Raw genomic sequence first — 20305 nt, 5'->3', positions numbered from 1 at the left:
ATCCCCAAAAAGCTCTTCTAAAGGTCTAGAAAAAACAAAAAGGGCAGGTTAAATTTGCTCATGCCTCCAAGTCTTCTTACCCCACTTTTTAATTCTATCCGAACTCTTTCTGGTATTACACCTAAAGTCTATGGTTTATTGACCAAACTCTTAGATGTTAATCCCACACAACGCGAAGCAACCCTTATTGACCTTCTTCAATTAATGCCCCATTCCGTTATAGACCGCAGAATGCGTCCCAACATTACTTGTGCAAAAGAAGGAGATACTGTTACGCTCGAAATTATCATCGATCAGCATCAACCACCACCCCGTGGTCACAACCGAATTCCCTATCGTGTTATTGCCCATGATCACACAGGAAAAATAAATTTAGTCTTTTTTCATGCTCAACCTCTTTGGCTAAAAAAACAACTCCCCGAAGGAAAAAAAGTCATTATATCAGGAAAAGTTGAATGGTTTAATGGACAGCTTTCAATGGCGCATCCAGACTATATTGCCCCAAGCGAACAATCAAATCAGATACCTCTGATCGAACCTGTCTATCCCTCTACTGCCGGACTAACTGTAAAGACACTAAGACGCGCCATACAAAACGCTCTTGATTTTATTCCTCTTCTACCAGAATGGATAGATGAAAATGTAAAAAAGCAGCAAAATTTTCCTTCTTTTTCTGTTGCTTTACGCCGTATCCATGCACCCATTAACCCCAATGATCTATCCTTAGAAAGTACAGCACGCAAACGTCTTGCCTATGATGAATTGCTCGCTTGTCAATTGGCACTAGGACTCGTGCGTTTGAAAACTAAATCTCTTGTTGGCACTTCTCGACCATCAACAGGAATTTATACTAAAAAATTGCTTAATATCCTCCCCTTTCAACTCACAACCGGACAAAAAAAAGCAGTAGAAGATATCGCAAATGATCTTGCTTCACCAGAACCGATGCTAAGACTACTTCAAGGTGATGTAGGCGCAGGAAAAACTGTTGTTGCATTGATGGCAATGGCACAAATTGCTGAAAATTCAGGACAATCAGCTTTAATGGCACCAACTGAAGTGCTTGCTAGGCAACATTTTGCCACCATCGCTCCTCTTGCCGAAAAGGTCGGATTACAAACAACGCTTTTAACAGGACGAGAAAAAGGGAAATTGCGGACAAATATCGTGAATGATATTCTGTCAGGTCAAGTTTCTATTGTCATCGGAACCCATGCTCTCATACAAAACAGTGTTACTTATAATAATCTCGCTTTAACCATTATCGATGAACAACACCGTTTTGGTGTCCATCAACGTATCGCTCTTACAGAAAAAGGCAATAAAGCTGATCTGCTGGTTATGACCGCCACGCCCATTCCGCGCACACTTGTCTTAACAGCTTTTGGTGATATGGATGTCTCTAAAATTACCGAAAAACCAATGGGACGACAACCCATTACAACAGCAACGCTTTCTTTGAAACGTCTTCATGAGCTTATAGAGAGAATCGCAATTGCATTAGAAAAAGGAGAAAAGCTCTATTGGATTTGTCCTTTAGTAGAAGAATCGACAGCTCTTGATCTCACTTCAATTGAAAACCGCTTTGCATTTCTCCATGAGCGCTTTGGAGCACACGTTGGTATGATCCATGGAAAAATGTCTACAGCAGAAAAAGAAGCCGCTATGGCATCTTTTAAATGTGGAAATACACGTATTTTAGTTGCAACCACCGTCATTGAAGTGGGAGTAGATATTCCAGATGCTTCGATCATTATCATCGAACACGCGGAACATTTTGGCCTTTCACAATTGCACCAATTACGTGGACGTGTAGGACGAGGCGATAAAAAATCTTCCTGCATTTTGCTCTATAAAGATCCACTGACTAAAACAGCAGCAACACGCCTTAATATTATCCGCAATACAGAAGATGGTTTTGAAATTGCTGAAGAAGATTGGCGCCTACGAGGCGAAGGAGAACTTTTAGGTACAAAACAATCCGGAGTCCCTGAATTTCATATAGCAAACCTTGCAGTTCATAGCGATCTTTTGTCAATGGCAAGAAAAGATGCTCGTTTATTTTTACAACGCGATCCTCATCTTTCTTCTGAGCAAGGACAAGCTTTACGGTTGCTCCTTTATCTTTTCGGACACAACGATGCTGCACGCCTCTTACGAGCAGGATAACAAAGACCCTCTAATAAAAAACTTAAATACCTCTCTGTTCAAATATGATTTTCTCTTAGAATTACCCATAAATGATCTACGCAGTCTCTTACCATCTTTATGCTTCATGAACGAATAACAAATCAACTGCATTAAAACAGTAGAAGCAATATTGCGTCTTTTTTTACCATTATATTCACATAACTGATCTATTTTTTGATAGGTAAGAAAATATTTTTCGTTTTATCGTAAAGGATTTAGGAATAAAAAACCTTTCTTCAGTATTCTCGTTCAACAGAGAAAAATGAAAAAATAAGTTTCATTATAAATCAATTTCTTACACTTGATTATTCTCCAAAAGATTCAGAAATATACTTTTATTCAACCGTGACTGATTTTGCTAAATTACGGGGTTGATCAACATCTGTTCCTAATAAAACAGCCGTATGATAAGCGATTAACTGAACAGGGAGTGCATAAATAATAGGAGAAATAAATTCTGGAACATCTGGCAAAGTGATCGTTGATAAAGTCTTAAGACAAGCTACTTCTGCTCCCTTTTTATCGGTTATTAAAATAATACGACCATTACGCGCTACCACTTCTTGCATATTAGAAAAAGTTTTTTCAAACCACCGATCATAAGGTGCAACAACAATAACGGGTATTGTCTCATCCACCAGAGCAATTGGTCCATGCTTTAATTCACCTGCCGCATAACCTTCAGCATGAATATAAGAAAGCTCTTTCAGTTTAAGGGCTCCCTCCAAAGCAATCGGATAAGAAGTTCCACGTCCTAGATAAAGAACACTTTTTGCATTTACCAAATCACGACAAATACATTCAATTTTTCTCTCTAGTTTTAAGACCTCATTTAAAATACGTGGAACTTCTGCCAACTGTTGAACCAGTTTCTTTTCCATTTGAGCCGAAAGATAGCCACGTTGTTTAGCCGCACTAAGAGCGAGTGAAGCAAGCGTTGCCAATTGACAGGTAAAAGCTTTTGTTGAAGCAACACCTATTTCCGGTCCGGCAAGTGTTGGGAGAATAAAATCAGCCTCCCTTGCCATTGTTGATTGCTCTACATTCACAATTGTTGCTGTTTTTACACTCCGCTCACGACAATAACGCAAAGAAGCCAATGTATCAGCTGTCTCACCAGATTGAGAAACAAACAGCGATAACACATCAGACGTTATAGGAGGTTCACGATAACGAAACTCCGAAGCAACATCATTATCAACACTTAAAGCGGCAAATTTCTCAAACCAATAGCGCGCAACTAAGGTTGAATAATAAGCCGTTCCACAACTCGCAAAAAGGAGACGATGAATATTTTTCCAATCAATCAAATTCTCAAGGGGTCGAACCGCATAATTTCCAAGATCAAGATAATGCGCCAAATTATGAGAAATCACTTCAGGTTGTTCAAACATTTCCTTGTGCATAAAATGACGATGATTACCCTTAGAAATCAATAAAGCCCCTTCAAGTAATGTCGTCACAGGACGTTTTACCGGTTGATTATTAGCATCATAAATTGTAACACCTTCCCGTGTGAGAACAGCCCAATCCCCATCTTCCATATAGCTAATATAATCAACGAATGGTGCCAAAGCTATGGCATCTGACCCCACAAAAAATTCATCTTTTCCATAACCAATTGCCAGAGGTGGACCAGAACAAGCCGCAATCATAAGGTTATCTTCACCTTCGAAAATAAGAGCAATAGCAAAAGCCCCCTGCAGCCTTTTCCAACTGGTACGTATGGCTTCTTGCGGAGAAAGACCATCTTTTAATGCACGCGTTATTAAATGTGCAATAACTTCCGTATCCGTCTCTGTTTCAAAGATACAACCATCCTCTATGAGTTCCTTTTGCAGTTCTACAAAATTTTCAATAATACCATTATGAACAATCGCAAGCTTTTCAGTCACATGGGGATGCGCATTGCGTTCAACAGCAATTCCATGCGTAGCCCAACGGGTATGACCAATCCCTAAACTTCCCTCCAGAGGTGTTTTTTTTAATTTTTCTTCTAAATGAACAAGCTTCCCCTCAGCACGTACACGATAAAGATGCCCATTATGGACCGTTGCCACCCCAGATGAATCATACCCTCTATATTCAAGACGTTTTAACCCCTCAACCAAAGAGGACGTAACACACCTCTTTCCAAGAACTCCAATAATTCCACACATTAAAAAGCTCCAACCCACATCTTAAGATTCAAATTTTACAAAACAATCCAACAGCCTTTATTTAAAACTATAAATAATAAAAATAATTCAAACATGGAATACGGCAATCTTTAAGAATAAATCTTCCATCCATCGTTAGATTAACACGAAACAAAAGAATAAGCTGAAAATAATCATTTTTTCTGTTTGTTTTCTAACAAACGCTCTCGAAATTTTGTCGCATAGCCCTCTTTTATAACCTGTCGTGCACGCCCAAAAGCCATACTGTTCATAGGAATATTTTCAGTAATAACACTTCCTGAAGCAACATAAGAGCCATCCCCTATTACCAATGGGGAAACAAGTGCCGTATTAGACCCAACAAAAGCATGATCACCAATCATGGTTTTATATTTGTTAAATCCATCATAATTGCAAGTAATCGTACCGGCTCCAATATTGGTATGTGCACCAATTTCGGCATCACCAATATAACTTAAATGATTGATTTTAGAAGATTCTCCTACCTTAGCTTGTTTGACTTCACAAAAATTTCCAATCTTTACGGACTTTGCCAACTCTGTTCCAGGACGCAAACGTGCATAGGGACCAATCTGTGCATCTCTACCAACCACAGCACCTTCGAGATAACTAAATGCATGAATAACCGCACCAGATTGTACTTTTACGTTTAACCCAAAATAAACATTTGGTTCTATCACCACCCCTGGTGCAATTTCTGTATCATAAGAAAAATAGAGTGTTTCTGGCTTTAAGAGTGTAACACCCGATAACATTAAATCGCGCGCTTTACGTTTTTGCCACAAAGAATCAGCCTCAGAAAGCTCAAGACCGTTGTTAATTCCTACAATATCTTCAAAAGGAACTTCAACAACACGCACATCTAATCCTTCGCATGTTGCAAGAGAAGCAATATCTGTTAAGTAATATTCTTTTTTCACATTATTATTACCAACTTTCTCTAAAAGAGAAAGTGCATGTTTTCCACGCATAGCGAGTATTCCACCGTTACAAAAAGAAATCTTTTTTTCTTCATCGCTAGCGTCTTTTTCTTCTACAATTGCAATCAATTGACCATTTTTCTCGAGAAGACGCCCATAACCTGTTGGATGTTTGGTATGAAAACCTGCAAAAACAACATCTGCTCCATCAGCAAGCTGTGCACGCATTTGGTGCAATGAATCTTGCTGAATGAGAGGAGTATCCCCAAAAACAATGAGCACATCATCCACCTCCTTTTGCAAAGCTAAACGAGCAGACAAAACAGCATGGGCAGTTCCTAAACGCTCTTTTTGTTCAAAAATCATTACATCTTTTACAAATGACTGAACAACGTGCGTAACCTCCTTAGCACCATATCCCACAACAACCACTAATTGTGAAGAGCCTGCCAATTCTATTTGTTTTAGAACATGGCATATAAGAGGCAATCCAGCAATTTTATGAAGTACCTTAGGCAGAGACGATTTCATGCGCGTCCCCTCACCTGCGGCAAGAACAATAGAAAGACAACTTCTAACCATAAAAACACATAAGACTAACGAGAAAATCCAAAAAAATTCATAATATTGTGCCAACGAATATCTTCAATATAACTCAACGAAGGATAATGTTCTAAAAGCCAAAATGAAAGATCCTGCATAGAACCTGTTAAAAACAAAATCCCTGTAAGAATAAGAAAAACACCAATGATTTTTTCAACTTTTCCTAAATGAATACGAAAAGCTCCTAAAAATCGCATAAAACTGCTCGAAAATAAAGCTGCTAACATAAAAGGAATAGCAAGACCTAATGCATAAACCGCTAAGAGAACAGCTCCCTCTCCCACAGTTTCTTTTGTTCCAGCAAGCGTTATAATAGGACCTAAAATAGGGCCAATACACGGTGTCCAACCAAAGGCAAAAGCTAAACCGATAATATACGCGCCTAAAGGACCAGCAGGTGTTTTTTGGGTTTGAAAACGCGCCTCACGAAATAAAAAAGCGATCTTGAAAATCCCCAAAAAATTTAAACCAAAAATAATAATGACAATTCCAGCAGCAAGGGCAAACCAATCACGATAATAACCGATGAATTTCCCAATTGTACTAGCACTGGCACCTAAAGCAACAAAAACAGTCGTAAACCCAAGAACAAAAGCAATAACAGAAGATAATAAAGCCCACCGGATAAAGACTTTCTCATCAGGCTTTTCTGAACGAAAATCATCAATACCAACCCCTGCCATATAGCACAAATAAGGAGGAACTAACGGCAAAACGCATGGTGACAAAAAAGAGAGTGCCCCAGCAAAAAACACACCAACTGTTGAAATTTCAATCAAAATTCATACCCCGTCTTTCATCATAGTTTACCCCCCATGAACAACAATCAATCCACATCTTCATCAACTCGCTGCATATTTTCTTCATTCGCTATCACACTTATATCTTCATCATGACCAGAAACGACTGAAAAAACTTTTTGATAGATTTTATCTTTATTTTTAGCAATTGCAATATACTCTCCCTCCGCTAACACGAGTGAAACATACGCACCTACTGTTTCATAAACGATATCACCAGAATCATTGGCAAGAGACCAACTTGTATCTGCAAGCGCTTCTCCTCCTTCTTGTCGCACCAGCTTTAAGACAATCTGAGCGGACTGATGTTCAAGAGTAACTTCTGTTATTTTACCCGCATCCACTTGAATATCCGAACGAGCCGTCGCATTAATAGAACCATAATGGGAAGCAACATGGTAGCGGCCAGCTTTTAAACGCACAACTGATTGGGGTTTAACATTTGATATAATTACTCCCGTATCATCATTTTCTTTTTCATCCTCATAAATGGTAAAACGGAGTTCCTTTTCATTCATTACGCCATTGAGCAGTGTTGCATTTAAAATGACACCACCAGCCTCAAGATTAAAGTTTTTTACAAGACTCTGCCCATTTTCTAAACGAATATGGCGCACAGCACTCATATGACCAAATGAGACATGAACAAGATAATTTCCTGGTTCGAGATCAAAACGTGCACTTCCCCCCTTATAGGTTGCCACTAATGGTAACTTATTATCAATCCCTAGAATAGGGGCATAAACCCGCCAGACAAGCCCTTTTTCAATATCCGGATGACTATTTGTTAATCGAGCATTCAAAATGAGTTGTGTTTGAGATGCTAAGTTTTCATTTTCCTGCTCTTGAGTCTTTACAATAAAACTCCTTGATTGTCTCTGCTGCTGATCTTGCCCTTCTCCTGCTTCAGAAAAAGCACAGTGACTCCAAGTCAATAAAGCAAGCACCACGCACAACCATACACATCGGTGCACTATTTTTATAAGAATACCCATTTTTGCATTGTTGACCAACATGATCTTTTTTTCAAGAAACAATATCACACAGCCATCATTTTAAATTGAGAAACTTACACCACAACCACACGATGAAACAGCATTGGGATTGTGGATTTGAAAAGACTGCCCCATAAGATCATCAACAAAATCAATCTCAGCTCCTTCCATAAAAGGAAGTGATAGTAAATCAATAAACACAACTGCCCCGTCTTTTTTGAGAACGAGGTCATCTTCACACATTTCAGAAACCAAGTCATATTTATAAGAAAAACCAGAACACCCACCACCTTCAACAGAAATACGTAATGCTATTTTATCGGTTTCACGCAAAAGTATCTGTGCAATTTTTTTGGCAGCAACATCTGAAATTTTCACATTCATTTTATATATCCTTGCATTAAACCATCAAGAAAGAGTATCCTACACTCAAAGAGCAGTTTATTTCTCATAAACCACTCTCAATTTTAAGATGATAATAGACAGCTTGCAATGGATATAGGAAATATCAACTTCAATTACCAATCTCGAGCAGTATACAGTGCTCATCCACAAACAAGCCGTGGTCGATTATACCATGAAACGATGAGCACCACACGCTCACCTTTTCAACGAGATAGAGATCGTATTATCCATTCTAATGCATTTCGACGTCTTAAACATAAAACGCAAGTGTTTATTGCTGATGAAAGCGATCATTACCGTACTCGCCTAACCCATTCCATAGAGGTTTCTCAAATTGCAAGAACATTAGCCCGTGCCCTGTGTCTTGATGAAGACCTTGCCGAAGCCATTGCCCTTGTTCACGACTTTGGACACACACCCTTTGGCCATGCAGGAGAAGATGCTCTTAATGAAGCCATGGTACATTATGGCGGCTTTGATCATAATGCACAAGCATTACGCATTGTAACAAAACTAGAACAGCGCTATGCAAATTTTGATGGACTTAACCTTACATGGGAAACCCTCGAAGGACTTGTAAAGCATAATGGTCCCCTTTTAGGTCCTCACGCGAAGAATAAGGAGGTTCCTATCGATATTTTACAATACAATGTAAAGCAAGACCTTGCACTCGATTGTTTTGCAGGACTAGAAGCGCAATGTGCTGCTATTGCAGATGATATCGCATACAATGCGCATGATATTGATGATGGTCTACGTTCGCAATTTTTAACACTCGATCAATTTGAACATGTTCCACTAACAGCAGCAATATTAAAAGATATAACAGATGAGCATCCCCACCTCGACCAAGCGCGTCGCGGTTACACACTTGTACGAAGACAAATAACAACCATGGTTGAAGATGTTATCAAACAATCACAAGAAAATTTAGCACGCATCAAACCAACAAGCATAAACGATATTCACCAAGCAAAACAAACCATTGTCACCTTTTCACCGACAATGACCGTTTATGAAAAAGAACTAAAAAACTTTTTATTTAAAAATCTTTACTACCATGAACAAGTTCTTAGTCGTCGCAATGCAGCAAAATGCATTGTACAAAAATTATTCAATTGTTATTATGAAAATCCAAATACAATGCCTGAAAGTTGGCAGAGCAAAACAGTGCACTTAAAAAATCAAGAGTTAGCACGTTTGATTGCTGACTTTCTTTCAGGCATGACGGATCACTACGCTCTACGTGAATATCAGCGTTTATTTGACCATACAGATAATTTCGTTTAATGGCTTTTGGCATCATCATGGAAGCTAAATATGAATATCTTTAAAAACTTCGAAAAAAAAATTAAGAGATCAATTGAATTATCTGATATAAAAGGAAAAAATGGAGAAGATCTAGATTTATCAAAAATCACTGTTGATCCTCCGCGTGATTCCTCCCACGGTCATTTATCAACCAATGCTGCTATGGTGCTTGCAAAATCTATTGGAATCAATCCACGTGCACTTGCAGATAAAATCATAGAACTTCTTAAAAATGATTCCTCTATCGAAAATATAGATGTTGCCGGTCCTGGTTTTATAAACATAAAGCTTACAAAATTATTTTGGCAAGATGCTATAAAATCTATGCTTGAATTAGGCACTTCTTATGGTCGTATTCCAATGGGACAAGGAAAATGCGTCAATGTTGAATATGTCTCAGCAAATCCCACTGGACCAATGCATGTAGGACACTGCCGCGGAGCAGTTGTTGGGGATGTTCTCTCCAATTTGCTACAATTTACGGGCTATAACATTACAAAAGAGTATTATATCAATGATGCGGGTCAACAAATCGAAGTCCTCGCCCATTCGGTACTATTGCGCTATCGTGAAGCTCTTGGGCAAGAAATTAATGAAATTCCAGAAGGACTCTATCCTGGAGAATACTTGATACCATTGGGTCAATCGCTTGCTCAAGAGTTTGGTGACCAACTCCTCACGATGGATAAAGATGAAGCCTTATCTCTTGTGAAAGAACGTGCAATTCATGCAATGATGTCCATGATTCGCGAAGATTTGGCTGCTCTTAATATTTATCATGATATCTTTTTCTCTGAGCGAATGCTTTATGCAGATAATGCACGCGCCATTCGTAACACCATCAACGACCTCACTTTAAATGGTTATATCTACAAAGGAAAACTCCCCCCTCCCAAAGGACAAAATACAGAAGACTGGGAACCAAGCGAACAAACTTTGTTCCGTTCAACAAATGTCGGTGATGACCAAGACCGTGTTTTAGTCAAATCTGACGGTTCTTACACTTATTTTGCTGCTGATGTTGCTTATTTTCGGGATAAATTTAATCGTCATTTTGATGAAATGATTTATATTCTAGGCGCAGACCATGCGGGCTATGTAAAACGACTAGAGGCAATGGCAAAAGCAATTTCTGGGGATAAAGCTAAATTAAGTGTCTTCTTGTGTCAATTGGTAAAACTTTTTCGCAACGGTCATCCTGTACGCATGTCAAAAAGAGCAGGATCTTTTGTCACTCTACGGGATGTTGTCGAAGAGGTTGGGCGTGATCCTGTGCGTTTTATGATGCTATACCGTAAGTGTGAAGCACCTCTTGATTTTGATTTTGCAAAAGTAACAGAACAATCAAAAGATAACCCCATCTTTTACGTACAATATGCAAGTGCACGTTGTCACTCAGTCTTTCGTCAAGCACAAGAAGCGCTTCATATTAAAAGCTTTTCAAATAATACATTGATTGCCCATCTTCATCGATTAACAGATGACCATGAAATATTGTTAATACGCAAACTTTCTGAATATCCACGTATCATTGAACAGGCCGTAATTCATAAAGAACCGCATCGATTAGCGTTTTACCTTTATGACCTTGCCTCCAGCTTTCACACCCATTGGAATAAAGGGAGTGAAAATCTCAATTTACGCTTTATTCAACCTGATGATAAAGAGTTATCCTTTGCAAGATTAGGATTGATACAAGCTGTTATCAATATTTTATCATCAGGGCTTACCATCATAGGAGTCGAAGCACCCATAGAAATGCGTTGAAAAAGTTCTATAAATACATACAATAGGTACTCTATTGATAAACTTTTTCATGTATCCTTGCATGAGAGGGGGAAAATTTATAATTTTAATATAACAAATCAAAATCAACCATTGATTGCACGTAAGTGCAAACCATCATGTGAGAAAAGCTATGAGCGATAACGATCGCAAAAATCTACACGAAACAAAACACGATCATGAACACCATGATCCTTTAGAAAGGCTTACGCGCATTTTTAATCCGCACAAACAAAGCGGAAACCAAAATGAGCAATCTTCTTTAAAAACAGAACGATCAACATCTCACCCCGAAACATCATCCCATGATGATGATTTTGATTTCTCCTTTCTAGAAGAGGAACTTGAAAAAAATTTAGCACATGACTTACCGTTTGATGATCAAAAAAAACAATGGGACTTGCATGCAACCAGCAACGCAACAGCCTCAGATATTGCACAATCTTCTTCTTTCAACCATTCAAAACAAAATAATTTATCTGAAGAGAAATATTCTTCACCTAGCAGTCATGATGAAGAACAAATTTTAGATGAGCTTTCTCCATTACCAATCCCAAAGAATCAATCACATCAACAGAAAAAAACAGCAACCAATGCTGATCCTTTTCTTGAAAAAAGTAATCTTATGTCACAATCAGAATCAGAAAATTTCTTTTTTGATAAATCTGAAAGGCACGAAAATAAGAGAGAGACGCCAGAAGATGTTGAACAAACCAATCGTTTTTCACAAATAAATTCACAACAACCTGAGACTACGAATATACAAAAAACTTATGAGGACAATCAAAACCTCTATGACACTCCTATAAACCATCCCTATAAAATTTCAGCTGATCAAGAAAATTGGATTAAAAAAGATTATCCTGATGTCTCCTCTTCTACAGAGGAAAATGAGTTTTTCTCATCTTCTAATCTTGTGTCAGAAAGACAAAACACTGCAAGAAATCAAACAACAAGTACCTTCTCCTCACCTTTAGATTCTCCACCAGTTGATAGACAATCTTATTTAAAGGGGGCTTCACAAGAAGATCATACAACCAATTATCCCCATTTTTTTGCAGAAAACCCCTCACAACAAGAAACTTATGGCGAAAAAGTTCCGATATATGATGAGGCTCGAGCCCAATACATCAATAACGCCGAAGGTGCCTCTAACCCAAATAGAGAAATTTCATATAATGAAAATAATTTAGATGAGTTTCTTTCCTCATCCCCCTCTTTAAATACAAAACAAACGGATGGCTTTTTTGCCCATAACTATACGCACAGAGATACTCCCCCTCCCAATGTTGATACTTATAAATTTTCAGAGGAAATCGTAGAAAAAACTGGTCCTATTATGGTTCCAGAAGTCCCGTATGAAGCGCCAGAATATGATGTGCCAACTAATGGTGGTTTAGAAGAAGAATTTGCTGATGTACTCAATGTAGGGAATGTCCCAACGGATAATTTTTCTCAAAAAAAACAGAAAAACGAGGTTTTTAGTGAAGTTTTTCATCAGTCTATGCAAAATTCAAAAGAAGGTGTTTATATAAACTCTAAAGAACAAAATTCCGACTATTTTTCTTCTGCCAATATGGAATATAATTTTCCCTCTTTTAGCGAGAATTCATCATACACAAACTCAGATGAGGTTCCCACACCTCCATCAGCTCCTCCTCCCTTAAAAAGTTTTATTTTTGGTAAAACTTTCATTAAAGGTTTTTTTATACTTATTTTAATAGGACTTGGGTTTGCTGGTTATTCTCATTTTTTTATGCCATCACAAAAAAATGAAGAAACGGTCATTATCCACGCTGATAATACGCCTTTTAAATTCAAACCAGAAACAACTGAAACGAAAAATGATGTTGCACATAATTTAGATATTTATAAACAAACAACTGAACAAAATGAGAAACAAGAAAATACACAACAATTTCTTATTGATAACTCTGAACAACCTGAAAATTTAAAAGAATTAAACCCTGAAGAATCTTCAAGCGTTTTCTCATCGTCTTTAAATGAATCTGATGTTGAAGATGCAGTCACAGAAGCCATAAATCATACTATTCCAATGCGAGAAGTACAAACTGTTATTGTCAATCAAGATGGTACAGTTACACTAGCCCCCGCGCATCAAACAAACAGCAAAACTGCTGCTCAATCTGAAGAAAGCATTGATCAAACTTCTAATGAACTTCAAGATTCGTCCCTTGTTTCGTCGCATGATTCTGATATAAACGACCAAGAAAGAGATCATGATCTCAAAAATAATATTGATAAAATAATCGCAGAAAATAATTCTAGCTCAAATATTGAAGAAAAATTTATCCCTATCCCTTCTCATGCAGAAAGAAATACACAAGTTGAAACACCAGCCGCGTCTCGCCCCATATCACCAAACAGAGTCGCAGCACAAAATTCAGAAAGTTATTACGTACAACTTGCATCTCAACCAACGTATGAGCTCGCTAGAAATTCTTTAAAAAATATGAAATCTAAATTTGGATTCCTTATCGGTGCCCGTTCTTTAAATATTCAATCCGCTTTTATACCAGGAAAAGGTACTTATTACCGTGTTCGGATTCAAGCGCAAGACCGTAATGAAGCCATAATCCTTTGTGAATCCATTAAAAGTTCTGGTGGAAGCTGCTTCATCACACGCTAAACCAATAATGCAACGGTTTTAACAACCGTTGCATTATTTATTTCCATACCATTTAATTACTTATCAAAAACTTCAGAAATTAAAATCATTCCTCTCTTTTTTATGTCTTTGTGCTGACTTTATTCCTTAATCTACGTCGATTTTCGCCCTATCTAAAAGATTATATTTACGAAAAAATTACTCCGTACCCTTATAGGTATAAGGTACAGGAGGAAGCGAATTTAAATCTTTTTTGGGCGTTGTTACACTTTGGCTTGTTTCTGGGGTATTATAACGCGAACTATGTTCAGGAGATTTTGCAAAAAAAGATCCTAAAAAACCAAAAATAAACCAGATAATAACCATCGCAAGAAGAATAGCAAAAATACCCTTAGCGATTGAAACAGGTTGTTCACGACCTCTTCTTTCTGCGGCCATACGTTCTTCATATGTGTGATAATTTTTATCAATCATAGTGGATTCCTTTTCTCAATTCCCTTACCTTTAAATTTCTAGAAAATATGCATATATGCAATTATTCAGATACTTATTGTGAGAAAACGATAATTATAAACAAAAGTTCCAGTTTACTTCATAAAGTTGAGAAAAAGAAGCGAGGATAGAATTAAAATATCTACCCTACTCTAGCCTTTGAATTCTATAATAAACCCCTTTGTATTCTATAATAAAACATTGACACAAAGGTTTTGTTAATAATAGAGTTATAATCAAAATATTTCATTATTTTTATTAATAAAAATGAAACATACTCAAAAGGTTTTTTATGAAATCTCCCATATCATCGCTTCCCTTTAAAATAGAAAAACACCCATCTCCTCTGTCAGAAGAAAAATATGAAGAAATTTTAAAAAGTCCCGGTTTTGGTCAATTTTTTACAGACCACATGTGTACTATTCAATGGACTGAAGACAAAGGCTGGCACAATGCCGTCATTTCTCAATACAAAGCTTTAGAAATTAACCCTGCAAGTACCGTTTTACATTACGGACAGGAAATTTTTGAGGGTTTAAAAGCATATCGTGCAAAAGATGGACGCATCTTGCTCTTCCGTCCTGATGCCAATGCACAACGCTTTATAGAATCAGCACAACGTTTAGCTATGCCAGAATTGCCAAAAGATATTTTTCTGGATGCCGTTCATCAATTAGTAAAGATTGATCAAAAATGGGTTTCTGATCAGCCCAACGCTAGCCTCTATATCCGTCCATTTATGTTTGGCAATGAAAACTTTTTGGGAGTCCGCCCTTCTCAAGAATATCTTTTTTGTGTCATAGCCTCTCCAGTTGAATCCTATTTCAAAGGAGAAGAAAAATCTGTCAGCGTCTGGATTGAAACAGATTATAGTCGTGCCGGTCCAAGAGGAACAGGGGCTGCCAAATGTGGTGGAAACTATGCAGCAAGCTTACTGGCACAAAAAACTGCAACTGAAAATAATTGTAGCCAAGTACTCTTCCTTGATATGATTGAACATAAATGGATTGAAGAACTTGGTGGTATGAATGTCTGCTTTATTATGGACAATAATACACTTGTAACCCCCCCACTTAATGGAACTATCCTTCCAGGGATAACCCGTGATTCAATCTTAAGGTTAGCTCAACAAATGGGATTAAAAATAGAAGAGCGTCCTTATTCTTTTACAGCGCTTCAAGAAGATGCAAAGAGTGGACACCTTAAAGAAGCCTTTGCTTGTGGTACAGCTGCCGTTGTCACATCAATTGGTCGTTTTAGATATAAAGGGGGAGAATTTATTATTGGAAATGAAACAGTTGGAGAAGTTACAAAGCAGCTTCGTACACAATTGGTTGGCATTCAAAAAGGGAACATAGAAGATAAAAATGGCTGGGTACATTCTGTCCAGATCTCATAATATTTAAGGTATTCTCATATCTATAAACGCTTCCATGAAAGTAGATTCATGGAAGCGTTTTTCCTAGAAAAATTCCCTCTATTTTTAGTGACAAAAAAGAAAGCATTAATCAAATTTCGAATGATTTCTATGCTTTGCTTTAATATTACGGACTGTACCCGTATGGGAGCGCATTACGAGAGTTTCCGTTTGAATGTAACGAGATGTAAATTTAACACCAGAAAGCATATTGCCATCTGTCACCCCTGTTGCTGAAAACAAAACATCACCCTTTGCCATTTCTTCCATTGTATAAACCTTATTGGGATCACTAATCCCCATTTTAGCTGCACGAGCAATTTTCTCTTCTGTATCAAGCAGCAAACGACCTTGCATCTGTCCTCCAATGCAGCGCAAAGCAGCAGAAGCTAAGACACCTTCAGGTGCTCCACCAATCCCCATATAGATATCAATACCTGTTTCTTCTGGATCAGTTGTATCAATAACAGCAGCCACATCTCCATCCCCAATCAAGCGAATCGACGCCCCTGTCGCTCGTACTTCATTAACCAATTTTTCATGACGAGGTCTATCCATAATACAAACAACAATCTGATTAACAGTCACTCCTTTAGCCTTCGCAAGAGCATGTATATTATCGGTAGGACAAGCATCTATATCGACTACTCCCTTTGGATAACCAGGACCAATAGCAATTTTGTTCATATAAACATCAGGGGCATAAAGGAGATTACCCTTTTCAGCAATTGCAACTACTGCCAAAGAATTGGCAATATTTTTAGCACAAAGTGTTGTACCCTCTAGTGGATCAAGTGCAATATCGATCGCCAATCCACTTTGAAGACCTACTTTTTCTCCAATATAAAGCATAGGCGCTTCATCCCGCTCACCTTCACCAATCACCACTGTACCATCAATAGGCAATCGATTAAGTTCCTGCCGCATTGCATCTACAGCAGCTTGATCCGCTGCCTTTTCATCGCCACGTCCGCGCCAGCGTGCAGCAGCAACAGCAGCACGTTCAGTAACACGTACCAATTCAAGCGTCAAAATACGATCAAGTCCATTTAAAATCTTCTGAGTTGTGGGCATATGAAAAAATCCTACCGAATGAATACCAGAAAAAATATGAGTCCTTATTAAATACTAAGAATAAAGTTTTTTGGCAAAGATGAAAATTTTCCACAAGAGATAAAAGAACTCAAGCGTTCCTTTTTGTCATTATCAAGAAAGTTATCAATTCTCTGTCATAGGTTCAATACGAATAAATTGAGATTTTGCAACAAGATGTCCATCTTTTTCAATTTCTGCAAGTGCCTGTCGTACATTCACCTCTGTTGTTTCATGCGTAATTAAAATAATTGTTTTTTCAATTTGATCTTCTACAAAAGATCTTTGAACAATCGACTCCAATGAGATGTGATTATCAGCCATATGCCTTGCGACCGCGGCAAAAACACCAGTACGATCATGAACATTTAAACGAATAAAATAACCACCTGCATGATGCGAAATACGTGCTTTTTTATGAGGAGCAAGTTCTAATGCTGGGCGTCTTAAAACAGGTGCATACTGAAAACCAGAACGTGCTTTTGCTATATCAGCCAAATCACCAATAACGGCTGATGCTGTTGCCTTTCCTCCGGCGCCAGGACCAGAAAACAGTAATTCACCTAATAAATCACTTTGAATAGAAAGAGCATTGGTTACACCATTTATCTGTGCAATCATTGAGGATGTTGGTACCATTGTTGGATGAACGCGTTGCTCTATTCCAGAATCCGTTTTTAATGCAACCCCTAAAAGCTTAATCCGATACCCCAATTCATCAGCTGCTCGAATATCAATTTGCGAAATATTATGAATTCCTTCAACATAAACATCATCTAACGAAACAGCAGTTCCAAATGCCAAGCTTGTCAACAAAGCTAATTTATGAGCAGTATCATTTCCCTCAATATCAAAACTTGGATCTGCTTCAGCATACCCAAGTCTCTGTGCATCTGCTAAACAATCTTTAAATGAAAGACCTTCCGTAAACATGCGTGTTAATATATAATTACATGTTCCATTGAGAATACCATAAATTCGCGATATGCGATTACTGACAAGTGATTCTCTCATCGCTTTGATGACAGGAATTCCCCCTGCAACAGCTGCTTCAAAATGAAGAAAAACACCTTTTTTTTCTGCAATTATAGCCAGCTCTACGCCATGTTGAGCAAGAAGAGCTTTATTGGCTGTTACAACATGATGTCCCGCCTCAAGCGCTCTCTTAACAGCGGTATACACCACATCCAATTCACCACCAATTAACTCTACAAAAACATCAATCTCATCAGAAGCAGCCAACTCCACAGGTGAATCAAACCATTTTATACCACTAAGATCAATTCCACGATTGCGACCTTTATCACGCGCACTAACAGCAACAACTTTGATGAATCGCCCACATTGACAAGCTAAACTATTCGCTTTTTCAAATAGAGTTCGAACAACTGAAGTACCAACTGTACCAAGTCCCGCAACGCCAACTTTTAAAGCTTCTGCCATATTCTAACCACTGATCCCTATCTTCATTGAAGAATCGTTTAAATGATGTGCCAATCAACACAAAGAATATCTATATCCATAAGAACAAAAGAAATATCCCGCTCTATTCACTTTATTTTCTCCAATAGAATTATCCCCGCTTATTCAATCAACATTCCTAAAAATATAATATTTATTGTCTTCAAAGATTTCAGAATCTTATAAAATATTTAATTCAGAATGAAAATCTGTAAAACTGATAAATGCAAGTTGCCATAAAGAAAAGTTCTAAAAAATAATCAATAACAAGTTAAAGAATATTGAAGACTTAGTAAGAAAGAATAAAAATATCTCTTCTAAATCGACAAATATGGAACAAAAAACATTCTTTCATATGATAAATTAAGAGAATGGATAAAATAAAGTAGTTCAGTCAATAATAACACATCCCTTCCTACCATTCCATAGCTTAAACTATAAATCTTTAATGCAAAAATCTTAACGCACTCATATATCAAAATAGAACCTTACATTAAAGTAAAACACAAGACTTAATATGCACACACCATAATTCTAAAATATTATAAATATGGAAAATAAATTTGCAAAATTCGAATATTTTATCTCAACTTATTGCCACCTCTTTAAAAAACTAGCGAATTGAAATGACAAAAATCTTAATCTGCCCTTTATCGACGCTAATTCATTTTCAAATCAAAAACCTTCTCAATATGTAAAAGAGCAAATGAATGGTTTTTAATTTTAAAAATTTTACAGACATGTAAAAGTAAATATAAAAAAATATTTTTTTATATTTTCTATAAAAATTGCTTTAATATTTTCATTTTTATCATACAGATATCTATTTATATTTTGTTAAACTGCAAATAATCTATGGATTATTCATAGAAAAACTTTTGTATTATTTGTTAATTTGGTAATAAATATTTTCTTTCTACTTCATAAATTATACAGTTTTTGCTTTATGATAAACTCAAATGAGAAATCTTCTGTATAAAGGCTCTTTCAAGCAAGTTAAATAATATTCTCATGTGGTGAGCAAAGATAACAAGCGATAAAATATGCAAAAAATAAATACATTAAAAATGCTGTTTTTGATCATTTTTGCCTACTCCTCAAAACTGAAAATATCATTCCCTGAGATGATACCCACATCAAAATTTTCTATCAATCATGATAACTTTATATTTTTTCTACAAAAAATCTTAGAAAATAAAATGATCTAAACAGGAATCGCTCAAAAATTATTCAATAAAACACACTTTTTTCAAAAAAAATGACACAGAGGGCTTGCGAAGTAAAAAGATCCTCTCTATAAGCCTCATCATTGGTTTGCGCCCATCGTCTAGCGGTTAGGACATCGCCCTTTCACGGCGGAAACAGGGGTTCGATTCCCCTTGGGCGTACCATGTTTCTTTTTTCTGTACATAATCTATTGATTTTATATATCTTTTTAAAAGTACGGGATACGTAAATAAAAGTTAGGGAATAGGATTTTCTAACATTTGTCTACAACAGTAGCATTTTCTTTTCTTTGCGCTTCGCTAATCATCTCTAATAATGTTTTGAATGCTTCTAAATCCTCTTGTGAAAAATCTTTTAAAGTTCTAAAAAACATGCCAACAGTTTTACGCCTCAACGGATCAGAAGTCTTGATTGTAAAACTTTTGCGACAAGCATCCGATTCTCTTCTCAAAATTTCTGCTACCTCTTGATCTAAAGCATAGAGTTCAATTATCTTTTCCTCCAGTCCTACAGGAACAGATTTTTTGCCAATCTCGACAGAAGATAAAAATGCTACAGATATGTCTAATTTCTTAGCCATATCTAAGAGGCGTTCTGAGTGATCAATGCGAAGTTTCCGTAAAATTTTACCAAAAGATGTAACCATATAAAAAGTCCTATTAGAGAAGAAATATTTTCTTCTGATTCTAACAAATCTTTTTATGATTTTCTTCAATTATTACGAATCAAGAGTTCTTTTCGGGGTGGTTTTTTAGCAAAACCAGAGGTCCAAAGGGTCTCTAATTCTAAAAAGTCAAA

14 protein-coding genes and 1 tRNA gene are annotated in these 20305 nt (G+C 37.0%); 6 read left to right on the top strand and 9 right to left on the bottom strand.

The features are described 5' to 3' along the window. Window positions 1-60 precede the first annotated feature (60 nt). Entirely contained in the window at window positions 61-2169 is a 2109-nt protein-coding gene (gene recG, locus ACFINR_RS06500) for an ATP-dependent DNA helicase RecG (RefSeq protein WP_375653444.1), read from the top strand. 356 nt (window positions 2170-2525) lie between these two features. Here the strand turns inward: recG and glmS are convergent, their stop codons facing one another. The 5 genes from glmS to ACFINR_RS06475 form a co-directional block, all read right to left on the bottom strand. After that, a complete protein-coding gene (gene glmS, locus ACFINR_RS06495) occupies window positions 2526-4349 on the bottom strand; it encodes a glutamine--fructose-6-phosphate transaminase (isomerizing) (RefSeq protein ID WP_375653438.1) in 1824 nt (607 codons plus the stop codon). 173 nt (window positions 4350-4522) lie between these two features. After that, window positions 4523-5872, bottom strand: coding sequence for a bifunctional UDP-N-acetylglucosamine diphosphorylase/glucosamine-1-phosphate N-acetyltransferase GlmU (gene glmU, locus ACFINR_RS06490; RefSeq protein ID WP_375653431.1), 1350 nt, complete (start codon window positions 5870-5872; stop codon window positions 4523-4525). A gap of 14 nt (window positions 5873-5886) precedes the next feature. Next, window positions 5887-6675 (bottom strand): cytochrome c biogenesis CcdA family protein, encoded by a 789-nt coding sequence (locus tag ACFINR_RS06485; protein ID WP_375653514.1) that lies wholly within the window; start codon window positions 6673-6675, stop codon window positions 5887-5889. Window positions 6676-6719: 44 nt separating this feature from the next. Further along, window positions 6720-7709: a carboxypeptidase regulatory-like domain-containing protein gene (locus ACFINR_RS06480; RefSeq protein ID WP_375653508.1), complete on the bottom strand. Its 990-nt coding sequence runs from the start codon at window positions 7707-7709 to the stop codon at window positions 6720-6722. Between the two features lie 39 nt (window positions 7710-7748). Beyond that, window positions 7749-8072: a HesB/IscA family protein gene (locus tag ACFINR_RS06475; protein ID WP_375613096.1), complete on the bottom strand. Its 324-nt coding sequence runs from the start codon at window positions 8070-8072 to the stop codon at window positions 7749-7751. 108 nt (window positions 8073-8180) lie between these two features. Here ACFINR_RS06475 and ACFINR_RS06470 point away from each other — a divergent pair, with 108 nt between their 5' ends. The 3 genes from ACFINR_RS06470 to ACFINR_RS06460 all read left to right on the top strand — a co-directional run bounded on the left by ACFINR_RS06470 (window position 8181) and on the right by ACFINR_RS06460 (window position 13839). Then, on the top strand, window positions 8181-9383 hold the full coding sequence (locus ACFINR_RS06470) for a deoxyguanosinetriphosphate triphosphohydrolase (RefSeq protein ID WP_375653424.1): 1203 nt from the start codon (window positions 8181-8183) through the stop codon (window positions 9381-9383). Between the two features lie 30 nt (window positions 9384-9413). Beyond that, window positions 9414-11171, top strand: a complete 1758-nt coding sequence (gene argS / locus ACFINR_RS06465; protein WP_375627798.1) for an arginine--tRNA ligase — start codon at window positions 9414-9416, stop codon at window positions 11169-11171. A 151-nt stretch (window positions 11172-11322) separates the two neighbouring features. Beyond that, a complete protein-coding gene (locus tag ACFINR_RS06460) occupies window positions 11323-13839 on the top strand; it encodes an SPOR domain-containing protein (RefSeq protein WP_375653417.1) in 2517 nt (838 codons plus the stop codon). Between the two features lie 177 nt (window positions 13840-14016). Here the strand turns inward: ACFINR_RS06460 and ACFINR_RS06455 are convergent, their stop codons facing one another. Further along, the gene (locus ACFINR_RS06455; protein ID WP_375611528.1) at window positions 14017-14292 is read right to left on the bottom strand and encodes a hypothetical protein; all 276 of its coding nucleotides are present in this window, start codon (window positions 14290-14292) and stop codon (window positions 14017-14019) included. A 310-nt stretch (window positions 14293-14602) separates the two neighbouring features. Between ACFINR_RS06455 and ACFINR_RS06450 the strand changes: the two genes are divergently transcribed. Beyond that, on the top strand, window positions 14603-15709 hold the full coding sequence (locus ACFINR_RS06450) for a branched-chain amino acid aminotransferase (protein WP_375613100.1): 1107 nt from the start codon (window positions 14603-14605) through the stop codon (window positions 15707-15709). Window positions 15710-15814: 105 nt separating this feature from the next. Here the strand turns inward: ACFINR_RS06450 and glpX are convergent, their stop codons facing one another. Together glpX and ACFINR_RS06440 are read right to left on the bottom strand one after the other, a co-directional pair. Next, window positions 15815-16801, bottom strand: a complete 987-nt coding sequence (gene glpX / locus ACFINR_RS06445) for a class II fructose-bisphosphatase (protein WP_375617770.1) — start codon at window positions 16799-16801, stop codon at window positions 15815-15817. Between the two features lie 144 nt (window positions 16802-16945). Next, complete coding sequence (locus ACFINR_RS06440) at window positions 16946-18262, bottom strand: homoserine dehydrogenase (RefSeq protein ID WP_375632175.1); 1317 nt, start codon at window positions 18260-18262, stop codon at window positions 16946-16948. Between the two features lie 1334 nt (window positions 18263-19596). Between ACFINR_RS06440 and ACFINR_RS06435 the strand changes: the two genes are divergently transcribed. Continuing rightward, a tRNA-Glu gene (locus ACFINR_RS06435) sits at window positions 19597-19671 on the top strand. Between the two features lie 89 nt (window positions 19672-19760). Here the strand turns inward: ACFINR_RS06435 and ACFINR_RS06430 are convergent. Next, window positions 19761-20153 carry a helix-turn-helix domain-containing protein gene (locus tag ACFINR_RS06430; protein ID WP_375616573.1) on the bottom strand — a complete coding sequence of 131 codons (393 nt, stop codon included), beginning with the start codon at window positions 20151-20153 and terminating at the stop codon, window positions 19761-19763. Between the last annotated feature and the right edge of the window lie 152 nt (window positions 20154-20305).

This window comes from Bartonella sp. AP19HLJMH (assembly GCF_042196245.1).
In the GTDB taxonomy this organism is placed as follows: Bacteria; Pseudomonadota; Alphaproteobacteria; order Rhizobiales; family Rhizobiaceae; genus Bartonella.
The sequence above is the reverse complement of the archived record's forward strand: the minus strand, read 5'-3'. Positions and strand labels throughout refer to the sequence as shown.

Excerpts from the sequence above, each read along its gene's own strand:
- recG (WP_375653444.1), top strand. The coding sequence starts at position 61 with ATGCCTCCAAGTCTTCTTACCCCACTTTTTAATTCTATCCGAACTCTT.
- glmS (WP_375653438.1), bottom strand. The coding sequence starts at position 4,349 with ATGTGTGGAATTATTGGAGTTCTTGGAAAGAGGTGTGTTACGTCCTCT.
- glmU (WP_375653431.1), bottom strand. The coding sequence starts at position 5,872 with ATGGTTAGAAGTTGTCTTTCTATTGTTCTTGCCGCAGGTGAGGGGACG.
- ACFINR_RS06480 (WP_375653508.1), bottom strand. The coding sequence starts at position 7,709 with ATGTTGGTCAACAATGCAAAAATGGGTATTCTTATAAAAATAGTGCAC.
- ACFINR_RS06475 (WP_375613096.1), bottom strand. The coding sequence starts at position 8,072 with ATGAATGTGAAAATTTCAGATGTTGCTGCCAAAAAAATTGCACAGATA.
- ACFINR_RS06470 (WP_375653424.1), top strand. The coding sequence starts at position 8,181 with ATGGATATAGGAAATATCAACTTCAATTACCAATCTCGAGCAGTATAC.
- argS (WP_375627798.1), top strand. The coding sequence starts at position 9,414 with ATGAATATCTTTAAAAACTTCGAAAAAAAAATTAAGAGATCAATTGAA.
- ACFINR_RS06460 (WP_375653417.1), top strand. The coding sequence starts at position 11,323 with ATGAGCGATAACGATCGCAAAAATCTACACGAAACAAAACACGATCAT.
- ACFINR_RS06455 (WP_375611528.1), bottom strand. The coding sequence starts at position 14,292 with ATGATTGATAAAAATTATCACACATATGAAGAACGTATGGCCGCAGAA.
- ACFINR_RS06450 (WP_375613100.1), top strand. The coding sequence starts at position 14,603 with ATGAAATCTCCCATATCATCGCTTCCCTTTAAAATAGAAAAACACCCA.
- glpX (WP_375617770.1), bottom strand. The coding sequence starts at position 16,801 with ATGCCCACAACTCAGAAGATTTTAAATGGACTTGATCGTATTTTGACG.
- ACFINR_RS06440 (WP_375632175.1), bottom strand. The coding sequence starts at position 18,262 with ATGGCAGAAGCTTTAAAAGTTGGCGTTGCGGGACTTGGTACAGTTGGT.
- ACFINR_RS06430 (WP_375616573.1), bottom strand. The coding sequence starts at position 20,153 with ATGGTTACATCTTTTGGTAAAATTTTACGGAAACTTCGCATTGATCAC.